Annotated in this window: 12 protein-coding genes; 10 read left to right on the forward strand and 2 right to left on the reverse strand. The window is 64.7% G+C overall.

What is annotated here, in order from left to right; genetic code table 11:
• Nucleotides 1–246: 246 nt before the first annotated feature.
• Nucleotides 247–2421, reverse strand: a complete 2175-nt coding sequence (gene katG / locus ABJO18_RS17425; RefSeq protein WP_348516042.1) for a catalase/peroxidase HPI — start codon at nucleotides 2419–2421, stop codon at nucleotides 247–249.
• Between the two features lie 250 nt (nucleotides 2422–2671).
• Here katG and ABJO18_RS17430 point away from each other — a divergent pair, with 250 nt between their 5' ends.
• The 4 genes from ABJO18_RS17430 to ABJO18_RS17445 all read left to right on the forward strand — a co-directional run bounded on the left by ABJO18_RS17430 (nucleotide 2672) and on the right by ABJO18_RS17445 (nucleotide 5782).
• Nucleotides 2672–3187: a molybdenum cofactor synthesis domain-containing protein gene (locus tag ABJO18_RS17430; protein WP_348507492.1), complete on the forward strand. Its 516-nt coding sequence runs from the start codon at nucleotides 2672–2674 to the stop codon at nucleotides 3185–3187.
• A gap of 1 nt (nucleotide 3188) precedes the next feature.
• A complete protein-coding gene (gene glp / locus ABJO18_RS17435; protein WP_348516034.1) occupies nucleotides 3189–4394 on the forward strand; it encodes a gephyrin-like molybdotransferase Glp in 1206 nt (401 codons plus the stop codon).
• Between the two features lie 105 nt (nucleotides 4395–4499).
• Nucleotides 4500–5357: a metal-dependent hydrolase gene (locus ABJO18_RS17440; protein ID WP_348508610.1), complete on the forward strand. Its 858-nt coding sequence runs from the start codon at nucleotides 4500–4502 to the stop codon at nucleotides 5355–5357.
• Nucleotides 5354–5782, forward strand: coding sequence for a DUF2147 domain-containing protein (locus ABJO18_RS17445; RefSeq protein WP_348508609.1), 429 nt, complete (start codon nucleotides 5354–5356; stop codon nucleotides 5780–5782). Before ABJO18_RS17440 ends, ABJO18_RS17445 begins: the two co-directional genes overlap by 4 nt.
• A gap of 3 nt (nucleotides 5783–5785) precedes the next feature.
• Here the strand turns inward: ABJO18_RS17445 and ABJO18_RS17450 are convergent, their stop codons facing one another.
• The gene (locus tag ABJO18_RS17450) at nucleotides 5786–6406 is read right to left on the reverse strand and encodes a TetR/AcrR family transcriptional regulator (RefSeq protein WP_348508608.1); all 621 of its coding nucleotides are present in this window, start codon (nucleotides 6404–6406) and stop codon (nucleotides 5786–5788) included.
• 328 nt (nucleotides 6407–6734) lie between these two features.
• Between ABJO18_RS17450 and ABJO18_RS17455 the strand changes: the two genes are divergently transcribed.
• The 6 genes from ABJO18_RS17455 (at nucleotide 6735) to ABJO18_RS17480 (ending at nucleotide 15613) form a co-directional block, all read left to right on the forward strand.
• A complete protein-coding gene (locus ABJO18_RS17455) occupies nucleotides 6735–9761 on the forward strand; it encodes a TonB-dependent receptor (RefSeq protein ID WP_348508607.1) in 3027 nt (1008 codons plus the stop codon).
• Between the two features lie 734 nt (nucleotides 9762–10495).
• Nucleotides 10496–10933, forward strand: coding sequence for a hypothetical protein (locus ABJO18_RS17460; RefSeq protein ID WP_348516035.1), 438 nt, complete (start codon nucleotides 10496–10498; stop codon nucleotides 10931–10933).
• A 181-nt stretch (nucleotides 10934–11114) separates the two neighbouring features.
• On the forward strand, nucleotides 11115–11738 hold the full coding sequence (locus tag ABJO18_RS17465; RefSeq protein WP_348509631.1) for an ABC transporter ATP-binding protein: 624 nt from the start codon (nucleotides 11115–11117) through the stop codon (nucleotides 11736–11738).
• A complete protein-coding gene (locus tag ABJO18_RS17470) occupies nucleotides 11735–12931 on the forward strand; it encodes an ABC transporter permease (protein ID WP_348509632.1) in 1197 nt (398 codons plus the stop codon). Before ABJO18_RS17465 ends, ABJO18_RS17470 begins: the two co-directional genes overlap by 4 nt.
• Entirely contained in the window at nucleotides 12921–14402 is a 1482-nt protein-coding gene (locus ABJO18_RS17475) for a TolC family protein (protein WP_348509633.1), read from the forward strand. The genes ABJO18_RS17470 and ABJO18_RS17475 overlap by 11 nt, the downstream gene beginning before the upstream one ends.
• On the forward strand, nucleotides 14378–15613 hold the full coding sequence (locus ABJO18_RS17480; RefSeq protein ID WP_348509634.1) for an HlyD family efflux transporter periplasmic adaptor subunit: 1236 nt from the start codon (nucleotides 14378–14380) through the stop codon (nucleotides 15611–15613). The genes ABJO18_RS17475 and ABJO18_RS17480 overlap by 25 nt, the downstream gene beginning before the upstream one ends.
• Nucleotides 15614–15629 lie beyond the last annotated feature (16 nt).

The raw sequence follows: 15629 nt of genomic DNA on the forward strand, positions 1-15629 counted from the left end.
GGCGGGCAGAGCGATCTGCGCGCCGATGGCCGCTTCGGCGCCGGCGCAGTCTTCGCCAATGGCGCCATGCTCGGCCTGGAAGTCAGCCTCGCCGGCATCGGTGACGGAGACTTCGAGGCCAATTCGGCGCGGATCAATCTCCGCGTCCCGTTGAGCCTCGGGCGGTAGTTTCGAGCGGCGAACAAAAAAGGAGCGGGCCCGGCCGGGTCCGCTCCTTGTTGTTTTCGGGATCGTTTCCCGCCGGCGTCAGCGCAGGTCGAACCGGTCGAGGTCCATCACCTTGGTCCAGGCCGCCACGAAGTCCTTCACGAACTTTTCCTGCGCGTCGTTCTGGGCATAGACCTCGGCATAGGCCCGCAGGACCGAATTGGAGCCGAACACCAGGTCGAGCCGGGTCGCGGTCCACTTCGTCTGGCCGGTCTTGCGGTCACGGATCTCATAGATCCCGTCGCCTGCCGGCTTCCAGGCATTTGCCATATCGGTGAGGTTGACGAAGAAGTCGGTCGTCAGGGCGCCTTCGCGGTCGGTGAAGACACCATGCTTGGTGCCGCCGTGATTGGTGCCGAGCACCCGCATCCCGCCGACCAGTACCGTCATCTCCGGCGCCGTCAGTGTCATCAGCTGGGTCCGGTCGAGCATCAGCTCTTCCGGGCTGACCGCATAGTCCTTCTTCAGCCAGTTGCGGTAGCCGTCATGAATGGGTTCGAGAACGTCGAAGCTGTCGGCGTCGGTCATCTCGTCGGTGGCGTCGCCGCGGCCCGGTGAGAAGGGCACGGTGATGTCGACGCCTGCGGCGGCTGCCGCACGCTCGACACCGACATTGCCGCCCAGCACGATGACATCGGCCAGGCTGGCCCCGTATTCCTTCGCGATGGGTTCGAGAACGCCCAGCACCCTGGCGAGACGCTGCGGCTCATTGCCCTCCCAGTCCTTCTGGGGCGCCAGACGGATACGGGCTCCGTTTGCGCCGCCGCGCATGTCCGACCCGCGATAGGTGCGGGCGCTGTCCCAGGCGGTGGCGACAAGCTCTGATGTCGTGAGGCCGCTCGCAGCGATCTTCGACTTGATAGCCCCGATATCGTAATTCGCCGGGCCGGCCGGAACCGGGTCCTGCCAGATCAGGTCTTCGGCCGGCACGTCCGGGCCGACATAGCGGGCCTTGGGACCCATGTCGCGGTGCGTCAGCTTGAACCAGGCCCGGGCGAAGGCGTCGCGGAAATAGGCCGGATCGGCCATGAATTTCTCGCAGATGGCCCGGTAGGCCGGATCCATCTTCATCGCCATGTCGGCATCGGTCATCATGGGGTTGTGACGGATGGACGGGTCGGTCGCATCGACCGGCTTGTCCTCTTCCTTGATGTCGACCGGTTCCCACTGCCAGGCACCGGCAGGGCTCTTCTTGAGCTCCCACTCATAGCCGAACAGCAAGTCGAAATAGCCCATGTCGAATGTGGTCGGATGGGTGGTCCAGGCGCCTTCCAGGCCCGAGGTGACCGCATTGGCCGCCTTGCCGCCCATATTGGGATTGCTCCAGCCGAAACCCTGCTCCTCGACACCGGCCGATTCCGGATCGGGGCCAAGCGCACCGGCATCGCCATTGCCATGCGTCTTGCCGACGGTGTGGCCACCGGCGGTGAGTGCGGCGGTTTCCTCGTCATCCATCGCCATGCGGGCAAAGGTCTCGCGCACCTGTGACGCGGTCTTCAGCGGGTCCGGCTGACCGTTGACGCCTTCCGGATTGACGTAGATCAGGCCCATCTGCACGGCGGCCAGCGGGTTTTCCATCGTCGACGGATCGTCGACATTGTCGTAGCGGCCATCGCTCGGGGCGAGCCATTCCTTCTCGGCGCCCCAATAGGTGTCCTTCTCCGGGTGCCAGATGTCTTCCCGCCCGAAGGCGAAGCCGAATGTCTTCAGTCCCATGGATTCATAGGCGATATTGCCGGCCAGGATGATCAGGTCGGCCCAGGAAACGGCATTGCCGTACTTCTTCTTGATCGGCCAGAGCAGGCGGCGTGCCTTGTCGAGACTGACATTGTCGGGCCAGGAGTTCAGCGGGGCGAAACGCTGATTGCCGGTGCCGCCGCCGCCGCGGCCGTCAGCCAGCCGGTAGGAGCCGGCTGCGTGCCAGGCCATGCGGATCATCAGGCCGCCATAGTGACCCCAGTCGGCCGGCCACCAGTCCTGGCTGTCGGTCATGAGGTCGGTGACGTCCTTCTTGAGGGCCTCGACGTCCAGGGTTTTCAGGGCTTCGCGATAGTTGAAGGCCTTGCCCAGCGGGTTCGTCTTGGTGTCGTGCTGGTGAAGAATGTCGAGGTTCAGCGCGTTGGGCCACCAATCCATCACCGATGCGCGGCCAGATGTCATTCCTCCGTGCATCACCGGGCATTTGCCGAGTGATTGCGTATCATTGCCGTCCATGATGTCTCCGATCATGTCTTTTGTGCGTGGATGTAGATTTACTCATCAATACTGCGGGAAGGATGACGGGAGGAGTTCTATGAATCAAATCGATTTTATCAGGCGATCCCATAGATTGTTTCACTGTCATGGCCGCTCGCGACCTTGTGACAGTCATTTGCGCCTGCTGCGGCGTCCGGGTTTGCCCGGCCACTTGTGCCCGCGGCAAAACAGGCCCACTTCGACGGTGATCAAGCAAGGGAGCGTGTGAATGGGTGCGATTCCGGATCAGGTCGGTTTTGCCGTCATGACCGTGTCCGATACGCGCGATGCAGCTACGGACAAGACAGGCCCCTGGTTGCGCGCGGCCATCTCGGCCGACGGTCACCGCGTTGTGGATCACGCCATTGTCCCGGATGATGTTCCGGCGATCCGCAAACAGCTGGGCGCCTGGATCGCCAATCCCGACATTCACGCCGTAATCGCCACAGGCGGAACCGGTCTGACCGGGCGTGACGTCACGCCGGAGGCCTTTCGCGGTGTCTATGACAAGGAGATGGACGGGTTTGCCGCGGTCTTTCACCAGGTCAGCTATGCCTCGGTTGGCGTGTCGACGATACAATCGCGGGCAACGGCCGGCATCGCCGGTGGCACCTACCTGTTTGCCGTGCCGGGCTCGAGCGGCGGCTGCCGGGACGCCTGGGAGAAGGTGCTGAGGATCGAATTCGACCGCACGCACCGGCCCTGCAATCTGGTCGAGCTCATCCCCCGCCTGACGGAGCGCTGAGATGAGCGACTCCGCCATGCTGACCGTCGATGCAGCCCTGGATGCGATGCTGTCCGCGCTGTCGCCGCTGGCTCCGGTGAGGCGACCGCTCGCGGACTGCGGGGGCGCTTTCCTGGCCGAGCCGCTGGTCGCGCAATGGACACAGCCGCCTTTCGCCGCGTCAGCCATGGACGGTTATGCCGTCCGCTCGGCCGATCTTGCGGCAGGATCCGAAGCGCTGCGCCTGGTTGGCGAGGCGGCGGCCGGGCATGCCTTTGGCCGGCCGGTCGGGCCGGGCGAGGCGGTGCGGATTTCCACCGGAGCGCCGGTGCCGGACGGTGCCGATCAGGTGGTGATGCAGGAAAAGGCCTCGCGTGCGGGCGATACCGTCCGGCTCGACGATACGGTGCGCCCGATGGCGAATATCCGGCCGGCGGGTACGGACTTCTCCCGCGGAGATCGTCTTATAGAGGCCGAGCGACGCCTGTCGCCGGAGGCTGTCGCACTTGCGGCCGCGGCGCGTGTTGCAACCCTTCATATTCACCCGCGACCCCGCGTGGCGATCCTGGCGACGGGTGACGAGCTGGTCGAACCCGGTGCACCCGCCGGGCCTTCGCAGATCGTCAACTCGGTCGCGCCCGGGCTCGTGGAACTGGTCCGTATCTGGGGTGGGGAACCGGTCTATCTGGGCATCGCCCAAGACCGGCCCGAAGCGGTCCGTGACGCGCTTCGACGCGGGCGCGACTGCGACCTGACGGTGACGGTCGGCGGGGCGTCGGTTGGCGGGCATGATCATCTGCGCGCGGTCTTCCAGGCCGATGGTGGCCACTTCGTATTCGAGCGGATTGCGGCCCGGCCGGGCAAGCCGACCTGGTTCGGCACAATCGCAGAGCATCCGGTGCTCGGCTTGCCGGGCAATCCGGTTTCGGCCCTGGTCATGGCGCGCCTCTTTCTCCGGCCGGCGCTGGCGCGGCTGGGCGGCGGTGCAGCGGCTGCCGTCTTCGTAGAGGCTCCCCTGGCCGTGACGCTCGAAGCGAATGATTGGCGGGAAAGCTATCTGCGCGCAACGCGCGATGAAGCCGGCCGCGTTGCGCCGCTGCCCAACCAGGACTCCTCGGCACTCTCCGCGCTCGTACAGGCCGACTGCCTGATCCGGCGGCCGGCCGGTGCCCCCGCGCTAGCAGCTGGCGAGCGGGTCGAGATACTTGTCCTTTCCGATCGCGCCTGAACGCGCCTCTGTCGCTTTTGTAATACCCGGCAGGCCTTGTCAAAGTCTGGCCATTTCGCTATTTACATTAACGTCAATGTAAATAGCGACGCGAGAGAGACACCCATGGCATCCAATTCCGGAACTCCCAGCGATCTGGTCATCCAGCGGCGCGACATGCGATTTGGCCGCGATACGCCCAATCCGCGCTGGTGGCACGGGGGGGACCCGGGACGTACGGCCTTCTTCAATGCGCTGTCCTCGACCTTCCCGCTTGGCGAGAAGTTCTTCATGCAGTCGATCAAGCGCTATCGCGATCGCACCGAAGAGCCGCTGCGCAGCCAGATCGACGACTTCATGTACCAGGAATCCATGCATTCGCGGGAGCATGCCGTCTTCAACCGGCAGGCCGAGGATGCCGGTTATGACATCCGGCCGCTGGAAGAGCGCACGCGGGTCACGGTGAGCTGGGCCAAGTCGCGACCGCACCAGATTCAGTTGGCCGCGACGTGCGCGCTCGAGCACTTCACGGCCGTGCTGGCCCATGGCGTGCTGGCCGACCCGAAATATCTCGACGGGGTCAGCCCGGAGGCGCTGCGTCTGTGGCGCTGGCATGCAATCGAGGAGATCGAGCACAAGGCTGTGGCCTTCGATACCTGGAACAGCGTGACCCGCAACCTGCCCGGCATTCGCCGCTGGGCCCGGCGCTGTGTCGTGATGGCGACGGCGACCGTCCGGTTCCACTGGGTTATCTTTCGCAACACCGCCGATCTGCTCAAACAGGACGGGCTGAACAATTTTGGAACCTGGATGCGTCTGCTCGGTTTCCTGTATGGTCGTCCCGGTCCGATGCGGGTGCTGGTACAGGGTGCGTTCGGATATATGCGCCCCGGCTTTCACCCCTGGCACACGGACGATCGCGAACTGGTCGAAGGCGCCCTGGAGTCGCTGAACATGTTCACGGAGCAGGAGAGTCCCGCATGATGTCCGGATACCTGCCTTTGCTGGCCGGTCTGCTGATCGCTACGCCGGCCGCCCATGCTGACAGCATGCCGGACATCACCGGCGTCTGGGCGACCGGCTCGGAGGGTGGCAAGGTGGAAATCTATCGCTGCGACGACGCGCTGTGCGGCCGGATCGTCGATGCCGATGCGCTGCGGGAAAATCCCGACCAGCTGGATGTGCGCAACTCGGACCGCAGCTTGCGCGACCGGCGTCTGGACGGGCTCGTCGTGCTGCAGGACTTCTCCGGTGGACCACGCGAGTGGGAAGGCGGTCCGGTCTATGACCCCCAGTCCGGCGACGGTGCCCGCAATGGAGAGCTGCGCCTGCGCGAAGACGGAAGTCTGGAAGTGAAGGGGTGTGTTGCCTTCTTCTGCCGGACCCGGGTCTGGACGCGGGCTGACTGAGGGTCAGCCCGTACCTTTCGGGCGCTCCAGGAAGGCCGGCAGCAAGTCGGCCATGATCCGGCGGCTGGCCTTGTCATCCTGGCCGAGAATGTCCCGCAGCGGCAGACCGATAAGGGCATCGCCGAAGGCGGTCAGCGCAATGAAGAGAACCGCTGCCTTGATCCGCTCGCGGGGCAGCTGCGGATCGTGTCCGGCCATCTCGTCGACTGCATCGACTACGCCCAGTACAGCCTGCCGGACTGGCTCGAGCCGGGATGTGTCACCGGTCATCACGATCCAGGACGCAAGCCGGCCTGCACCGCCTTCGCCGAAGGCGTCGAATACGGCATCGACCAGTTCGCGGGGCGCGCTCTCGTCCGTGCGAAGCCGGGCGACGGCTGCATCGAGCGCATCGCGCAGATCGTCCACCATCGACCCCATCAGGGCCGCCTGCAGGTCGGAAGCCGATCCGAAGTGGTGGATCAGGTTGGCGTGGGTCACGCCGATCTTCTTGGCCACAGCCGACAGTGTGACGGCATCCGGTCCGGCCTGGAGCAGCAGGGAGCGCGCCGCGGCGAGGGCTTCGCTTCGTGCCTCGTCCGGCGTTCGCCGCCGGCGTTTCTGAACGGTCTTTTCTTTTGGCATGTTGGTTGGTTACTTCGATGTAGATAGCGGCTGTCTCCTAGACTGAACACCGGGTTAACACAAGCGGCGAGGGCCCGAAGCCTTGCCAGGAAGGCCTGCGCGCAGCGGAACCTTTTCGCGAGACGCGGCCTTGAGCACGCAGTGATGGAAAAAATCTTACTGACATTGATATCAATAGTATTGACACTGTCGTGAATAACTGCACCGATATGCGCTCGAGGGCAGAGCCGCCGCTGTCAGCGAGGAAAAGAACCGGCGGATCGCCGTGCCCCCTGCCAAGGCCGCCTCAAGAGTGGCTGCCGGGGATCGGCAAGAGGGAGGAAGATAAATGCGAGCTATCGCAACCGGGCGCGCCTGTCTGAAGGCTGGCGTATCGACTGCTGTTCTTGTTCTGGCGGGGGGTGCTGCCTTCGCGCAGTCCGCGGACGAGACGGAAACCGAGAATGAGCGCCGCTTTTCCGGCGACGTCATCACCGTAACGGCGCAGAAGCGCGAGGAAGTGATCCAGGATGTGCCGATTGCGGTGTCGGCCTTCACGGCCGAGGATCTCAACCTGCGCGGCATCGAGGGCGGGTCGGAACTGCTTCGGGCCATCCCGAACGTCGCCTTTTCGAAGAACAACTTCTCGATGTTCAACTTCTCGATCCGCGGGATCGGGACCAAGGCGATCTCCGCGGCCAGCGATCCGGCCGTCGCGATCAGCTTCAACAATGTGCCTCTGATCCGGAACCGGCTGTTCGAGCAGGAGTATTTCGACGTACAGCGCGTCGAGGTGCTGCGCGGGCCGCAAGGCACGCTCTACGGCCGCAATGCGACCGGCGGTGTGGTCAACATGCTCCCCAACCTGCCGGAAACCGGCGTGTTCGACGGATCGATCGAGGCCGAGGTCGGTGGGTATGACAGCCGCCGCCTGCGTGGATACATAAACATTCCGGTCGGCGACACGTTCGCCCTGCGAGTGGCCGGGGCCTCCACCCAGCGCGAGGGTTTCGACTACAACAGCTTCACGGACCGGCATGTGAATGACCGCGACCTGTGGTCCACGCGGGTCTCCGCCCTTTGGGAACCGACCGAACGCTTCAGCGCCAGCCTGATCTGGGAACATTTCGAGGAAGACGACAACCGTTCGCGCACCGGCAAGCAATTGTGCACGACGGATCCGGGGCCGACCCAGGTGGGCAGCACGACGGTACCGACTTTCGTCGCCGGGACGATCGATTCCGGTGATCTTCTGCAAAACCAGCTGAGCCAGGGCTGCCTGCCGAGCTCCCTGTTCGAGGACGCAGCCTTCGATGCGCCCAATGGCGGATCCCTGACCATCGTTCGGGCCGGCAGCATGCTGCTCTATCAGGGACTCTCGTCCGACGGCACGCGCCTCGACATTCCCACCTTCGGTACGGATCCGTATGCAGGAGCGACCGTTTCCCGCGACCTGCGGGAGATCCATGCTGCGATCGACCCGCGTTTCCGGGCCGAGAACGACGTCTTTCAGCTCAATCTGGCGTTCGAACTGACCGATGATCTGACGCTGTACTCGCAGACAGCCTATGCCAAAGACGACTACTGGGCGACGCAGGATTACGGACGTTTCCTGTCCGATCCCATTTTCCCGGACACCAGCCTGCGGGTGGACAATAGTGGCAACCCCGCGCCGTCGCCTCTGTCGCCGGGTGGCATCTATACCGACCCGCAACTCGGCGCGTCGTCCCGTATGCTGTCGGCCGATCTGAGTCGTTCGGACAATTCGCAATGGTATCAGGAAGTGCGGCTGCAATCCGACTTCGAAGGGAGCTTCAATTTCAGCCTGGGTGCGAATTATCTGGAGTTCGAGTCGCAGGATGACTACTTCGTTTTCAACAATCTTTTCACGGCGTTGTCTGAATACTACTATAATCAGGACGGGGGAATTGGCTCGACGAGCCCCTGCGACGAGAACTACAAGGCCGGATCTGATCCGAGCGCCACGGAATGCGTTTATGTCGACCCGACGCCGATAGACAATCTGGCTGGCGACGGACATAACTATTTCCGCAGCCGGAATGTTGTGGAGACCCGTTCCTGGGCCGTCTTCGGCGAGGGGTATTGGGAACTCAGCCCCGAACTGCGTCTGACGCTCGGCCTTCGCTATACGGACGACCAGAAGACTGCGACCCCCTATCCCAGCCAGCTTCTGCTGGGTGCGCAGTCGGATGGCGGTCCGGGTCCGTCTTCCGGCGGGTATTCCCGCCGCGGTTATCAGGCCGACCCCGATGTCGAACTGGGCTGGGAGGCCCTGACCGGCCGGGCCGTGATCGACTGGATGCCGGATTTGTCCTTTACCGAGGATACGCTTGTCTATGCGTCGTTCTCGCGTGGCTATAAGGGCGGCGGCACAAATCCGCCGCGGGCCGAGATCAACCCTGAAGTGATCCAGTATCAGCCGCTCGAAGGCACGTTCGAGCCGGAATATGTCAACGCCTTCGAAGTCGGCACCAAAAATACCTTCGCCAACGGGCGCGGCATGCTGAATCTGACGGGTTTCTGGTACGATTATGAAGACTACCAGGTGTCGCAGATCGTCGACCGCATCTCGCTCAACGAAAATTTCGACGCCCGGATCTGGGGGCTGGAGCTGGAGGCGATGTACCGTCCGACGCCCGACTTCCAGATCGACGGAAATCTCGGTTACCTCAACACCCGCATCGCCGATGGCGAAGGGTCCATCGATGTCATGAACCGGACGGCGGGAAATGATGGCTGGACCGTGATCCGGCCCTGGGTGCAGGTCCCGTCGAACTGCATTGCGCCGACCGAGCATGTCGAGACCATACTTCAAAGGGCGCCGATCTTCGGAGTGGTGACCTCCAACGCCCTCTCCGCGCTCTGCGGTGGTGCGGCGCGGTTCGGCGCCTTCGATCCGGACTTCAATACCACTCTGCCTTACTGGCTGTTCTATGGATTCGAGTACAATCCGCTGGAAGATGCCCCCAACGGCGGGCGTGGTTTCGAGACCGATCTGAGCGGCAATGAACTGCCCAATGCGCCCAACTGGACGCTGAATGTCGGGGCCCAGTACACCTTCCATCTCGGTGAATGGGAGCTGACCCCGCGGGCCGACTACTACTGGCAGGGCGAAAGCTATTTCCGGGTCTACAACACCGAATACGACCAGCTGGAGTCCTGGGAGAACCTCAACGTCTCGGTGACCCTGATGCGGCCGCGCGATGGTTTCGTCATCGAGGGCTATATCAAGAACGTGTTCGACGATGCGCCGATCGTCGACGCCTTCACCAACAGCGACGATACGGGTCTTTCGACCAATGTGTTCACGCTCGATCCCCAGATCTGGGGTGTCAGCGTACGGGCAGCCTTTTAGCCGTCAGGCGAGGGGCGGGCACCTCGGGTGCCCGCCCTGCACCGTGTCCGGCCGGGCTTCCTTCAAACGGTGCCAGGCCTGATTCCGCCAGGCGGTCCGCGACGAAAGCGGGAGAGGGACGCTCCTGCGGCCTTGCGGCGGCCATGCAAGATCAGCGGACCAATTCCGGGGCCCGCAGACAGTTAGCCGATAGGGGGGCGAGCCTGCCGCGAGGCAAGGGCTCGCGTAGTGGTGATGCCCGGATCCACCGGATCCGGCGTGTGGGCCAGTGCTGTTCCGGCCGCCATCTGCGGTGCGGATCGTCACTTCCTTCGGAGGCATCTCCGTGGGGCAAGTATCTATATACAAATTTACTTAAGTATTTGTTTTCAAATAATAATTTGACTCCAGGGTGCTGTGCGTGCATGCTACCCAAAGTTTCGCAACGGGCAGATGAAGGCTAGCCGGACGGATGCATTCGTCCTGTGTCATCAGCGGCTGAGGTCGCGAACTTCATCTGCATGAATTGCTCCGGAGCGTGTGTCCGGAGCTGGCCGTATCGCTCGTGCCGTGAGGTGCGTGCGATCGTGAGAGGCAGGTCTGCCTCTCCTCCTGCACCTCGTGCCGGGCGCGCCCCTCTGCGCCCGGCGCCTTTCCCGGGCCCGGAAGGCGCGGTGCCGGATCTGTTCAAGCGTTCAGTGAAATCAATCGTCAGACGGGCCCGCGCTGACCGCGTCTCAAATGGAGGAAATACAATGAAAATCAAGACCACGCTCATGGCCGCCGTATTCGGCATGGCCGTCACCGCCGCCCCGGCTCTGGCTGCCTGGCCGCCGAACACCAACCAGACGATTTCCGGCACGCTCAGCCTGGAGCAGAGCATCCAGATCGACTGTGTTGTCACCGTCAATCTGAGCATTGACGGATCCGGCGACCCGACGATTACCGGCCGCAGCTTTGCGCCGGGCAGTTTCCTGTGCGGCGGCGTGGTTTCGCCGTCTGGTACCTGGACGGCCGCTTGGGGCCCCGGAGCCAATGAAGTGACGCTCTCGATCGGCGCGTCCTCTGTCCTTGGCTCCTGCTTCGATACGGTGGTGGCCGATTTCGACCACACCACCAATACGCTCACCTTCAACAATGTGACCGTGTCGGGAACGCCGAGCGATTGCTACGTTGACGGCTCCCTGAGCTGAGTTCGGTCTCCACTTTCTGGTGGAACACGACGGGAGTCGGGCACGTATCGCGTGCCCGGCTCCTTCGTCGTTCATGCTCGGGCTTGAAGTGGAGCACAGTGGAGGTAGCATCTGTGCTGGAGGACACGGTTTGCTGGCGTTGACAGGTGTCACGAAAACTTATGGCGACGGCGCAGGTCGTGTGACCGCGCTCGACGATGTGTCGCTCCATGTGGAAGCCGGTGGTTTTGTGGCCGTGTGCGGACCGTCCGGGTCCGGCAAGAGTACTTTGCTCAACATCATCGGCTTGCTGGACAAGCCGGATGCCGGGGATGTGTCGCTCGGTGGCGAGCGGGTCGTGCTTGCCGGCCGGGCAGAGGCGGCCCGACTGCGCAACCGGCTCATCGGCTTCGTCTTCCAGTCCTTCCAGCTTCTGCCCCGCCTGACAGCCTGGGAGAACGTGGCCTTGCCGCTGTTCCATCGCGGCGTCGGGCGGGACGAGCGCCGGGTAAAGGCACTCGCTGCGCTCGACAAGGTCGGTTTGTCGGACCGGGCCACGCATCGACCGGAGGCCCTGTCCGGCGGCCAGCGCCAGCGCGTTGCGCTGGCCCGCGCGCTGGTCGGCGAGCCCGCGCTGATGCTGGCAGACGAGCCGACCGGCAGCCTGGACAGCGTCAGTGCCGGCGCCGCGCTCGATCTCCTGCGCGATGTGAATGTGCGTCTGGGCGTCACCATCGTCATGGTCACGCATGACCGTGAAGCAGCAGCCCGCTGCGACCGCACGATCAATATCCGGGACGGCCGGGTGGCCGGGGAGGCGGCATGAGGGCGGGTCCGCCACCGGCAGCGCTTGCCCTGGAAGCACTGACCAATCTGAGGGGGCAGGGTGCGCGCTCATTGCTGGCGCTACTGGGCATTGTGATCGGTGCCGCAGCGATCGTGGCGCTGACCAATCTCGGACATGTCGCTCAGGCCGAGACGCTGAAGCGGTTCGAGCAGATGGGGGTCGATATGCTGGTTCTGCGCGGTATTCCGGCCGGCGAAGGCCCGGTCCGTCTCGATCGGGAAACGATCGAGCGGCTCCCTGCAAGCGATCCCGACGTGATTGAAGCCACACCGTTGGCTGTCGGGCGGGACGGGGTCCGGCCGTTGAACAGGAGGCAGGCGGCGGAAGAAGACGCCATGATCGTCGCTGTTACCCCGGCCATCTTCCAGGTTGCCGGGCTGGGCATTGCGCGCGGCCGCGCGCTGGGTCCGTTCGATGCCTGTGTCCCTGTCGCCGTTGCCGGATCAGTCGTCGCGCGCGATCTGACGGCCGGCCAGGCCCACCTCGAACCGGGCGAACGGCTCAGCCTGGCGGGTTATGTCTTCACGCTGGTCGGCGTGCTTGAACCGGCGCCGCTGGAGGCGCTCAGCCCGGTCGACTATGACCGGTCGATCCTGATCCCGCTCTCCTGCGCCCGGCGCGCCCTGGCCGCCGGGGACCCCACCGTGGCACTCGTCAGGTTGCAGCCCGAAGCCGATCCAGACCGGACAGGGCCGCGTCTCGCGGCGGCGCTGGGCAATGCGACCGCGACGGTGACCGTGCGCAGCGCGCGCGAGATGATCGCGGCCATGAAGCGCCAAACGGGTCTCATTGCACGTTTGCTGGCGGGGATCGGAGGGATATCGCTGGTTGTCGGCGGGATTGGCGTGCTGAATGTCATGCTGATGAGTGTGATGGAACGCCGCCGCGAGATCGGTCTGCGGGCGGCGCTTGGCGCCACTCCAGCCGATATACGCTCCCTGTTCGCGATCGAGGCCGCGATCCTGTCGCTTGGCGGAGGGATGCTGGGGGCGGCATTGGGTATGAGCGTTACCGTATTGTTTTCCTTTCTGTCCGGCTGGGACTATGCGGCGGCGTGGTGGATACCCATGCTCGGCCCTGCCGTGGCGGTTCTCGTCGGCGGTGCCTTTGGTCTTTATCCCGCCTTCGCTGCTGCCCGGGTCGATCCGATCGAGGCCTTGCGTGCGGAATAGTCCTGCCCTTCTCCTTGCGGTGGCCGCCCTGGCGGTGCACTGGGCTCCGGCGGAGGCCCGGCAACGGTTACCTCAACCGGACCCGCTCGCCGGTGTGCCGTCACCGCCGGACAATCCCGTTCCGGGCGGACAGGTGATCGAGATCACGCTCGACGAGGCTGTCGCGCTGGGGCTCCGCCGGAACCGGACTGTCCAGGCTGCCCATCTGCAGCGCGCGGCCGAACGGTTCGATCTCTATGTCGCCGAGCGGGCCTTTGCGCCGCGCGGTGAATTGCGTGCGGAAGTCGTTCGCCGGGTCTCCGGCGGTGTCACCCGGTCCGAGGCATCGGTCTCGCCGGGGATAGGCCTTGTGACGCCGCTGGGCACGCAGATCGATTTTACCTGGCAGCTCACCGAACGGCTCGGCGGTGCCGGTGGCGGTCTGTCCCAATCGGCGACCGTGAGTGTCAGCCAGCCACTGGTCCGCGGTGCTGGGCCCGAGGTCAATCTTGCTCCGGTCCGGATCGCGCGGCTGCAGGAGCGGATCAACCGTCTCCGGCTGGAGGGCACGGTTTCGGATACGATTACCGCGATCGTCTTTGCCTATCGCGCCTTGATGCAGGCGCAGGAACAGGTACGGCTGGCCGACATATCGCTGGAACGTGCACGGGCCCTGCTGGAGACCAATCGCCGCCTCGTCGAGGCAGGCCGGATGGCGGCGGCCGACATCGTGCAGACCGAGTCAGCTGTCGCGGCCCAGGATGTTGCCCGCCTGCAGGCCGAGCAGAACCTCAACAGTGCCCAGCTAGCGTTGACACGTCTTCTTGCGCTCGACCCGCGAACCAACATCCAGGCCGCTGGCCCTGTCGATGCAGAATATGTCGCCGTCGACACTGTTCGCGCGGTACAGCTGGCCCTGGACAATCGTGTGGATGTGCTGGCGCAGGACATTGCCGTCCAGCAGGCCCGTCAATCCCTTGTGCTTGCACGTGATCGCCGGCGCTGGGATGTCTCCCTGTTCGGTGCTGTTACGCAGCGGGGCGCCGAACAGGGGCTGGCGGAAATCTATGAGGACGAGACGGATGTAACGGCTGGCGTGCGCGTGGAGATTCCCTTGGGTGATGTGTCAGCCGAACAGGGCGTGGTGCGCGCCCGCACCAGCCTCGATCTGGCGGAACTGCGATCGGCGGATCTGGCCCAGGCCGTCGAGGTTCAGGTGCGCGACGCGGTGCAGCAGGTCGAGGCGCGATGGCGTCAGGTGGAGACGGCACGCCGGGCGCGGGACCTCGCTGAACGCGCCCTGGAACTGGAGCAGGAAAAGCTGCAGGCCGGCCGGACCTCGAATTTCGAGATTCTCTCGCTCCAGGCAGGGCTTCGCACGGCCGACATCCAGGCGCTCGCAGCCGAGATCGCCTACCTCAACGCGCTGACCGCGCTGGACCAGCAAATCGGGAGTACGCTTGAAACATGGCGCATCACGCTCGAACCCTGATTGCCGCTGCGGCGCTGCTCATGCTGTCCCCCGGGTGCGGTCCGGGAGCAGGTGCACCTGTGACCGGTGCGACGCAAAGCCTGGTCCTGGAACCCCGTCCCGTCGAGATTGTGCTGGGTTTCACCGGCCGCATCAGTCCCGGCGACCGTGCGGATCTGCTCGCACCCTATGAAGGCGTGATCGAGACCCTTCACGTGCATGTGGGCGACCGGGTCGCTGCGGGGGATGCGCTCGTCACGCTCAATCCGGCAGACCTGCAGCGCGAACGCGCGCAGGCCGAGGCGGCGCTTCTCCGCGCCGAGGCCGACGCCGCCGAGCTGGAGGATTGGGAGAACGGTCCGGAAATGTCCCGGGCTCGTCGTGATGTGGCGGGCGCCCGGGCAGACCTGTCGGATCTTGAGCGGCGTCTCGAGGAAACCGCGGCCTTGCTGGAGCGTGGACTGGTCCCCCGCGGGGAGTATGACGGGCTGGTGCAGCAGCGCCGCGATCTGGTCATGCAGCTGGACCAGGCGCTTGAACAGCTGGATGCGACCCGTGAGCGAGGTACCGGAAGCCAGCGCCGGATTGCGTTGCTCGAGCGCGATCTGGCGCGAGAGCGTCTTGAGCGGATCGAGGTCGAGCTGGCCAATTCAACCCTTCGTGCGCCGGTCGCCGGTCTCGTGGTGCGGCCCCCCGATGCCGATGGTGAGCTGGGCGAGCCGCTACGCGCCGGCAGCCGTGTCAGCCGCGGCCGGCCATTGCTGATTATTGCGCGTCCGGATGCGCTTGATGCGAGTTTCAGGCTCGACGAGGGCGATGTGACAGCGCTCCTTCCCGGTGCTCCTGTGCGGGTTACAGGGCCGGGCTTTCCGGGGGTGGAGCTGACCGGTACGCTCACGGCCGTCGCCGGTCAGGCGGAGGCCTCGGCCGCGGGGCAGCTGGCCGAGTTCACGGCTACGGCCCGTCTGGATCCCCTGCCGGAGCCAGCCGCTGAGTCGGTAAGGATCGGCATGACGGCCGACATCGATGTTGTGGTGTTTGCCGATGATGCGGCTCTCCTGGTCCCGGCACAGGCAGTCGAGGGCTCGCCGGGGGATGCCTGGGTTCATGTCAGGGACGCGCCCGGCGCGCCGCCGCGCCGCGTACAGGTGGAGATCCGGGCAACCGGTCCTGCCGGTGTCGTAGTGGGGGAGGGCGTTGCTGCGGGCGACACGGTCGTCTGGCAGAACTGAACTGGCGCCGGCGAGG

It is taken from the genome of Maricaulis sp. (assembly GCF_039978735.1).
Classification (GTDB): domain Bacteria; phylum Pseudomonadota; class Alphaproteobacteria; order Caulobacterales; family Maricaulaceae; genus Maricaulis.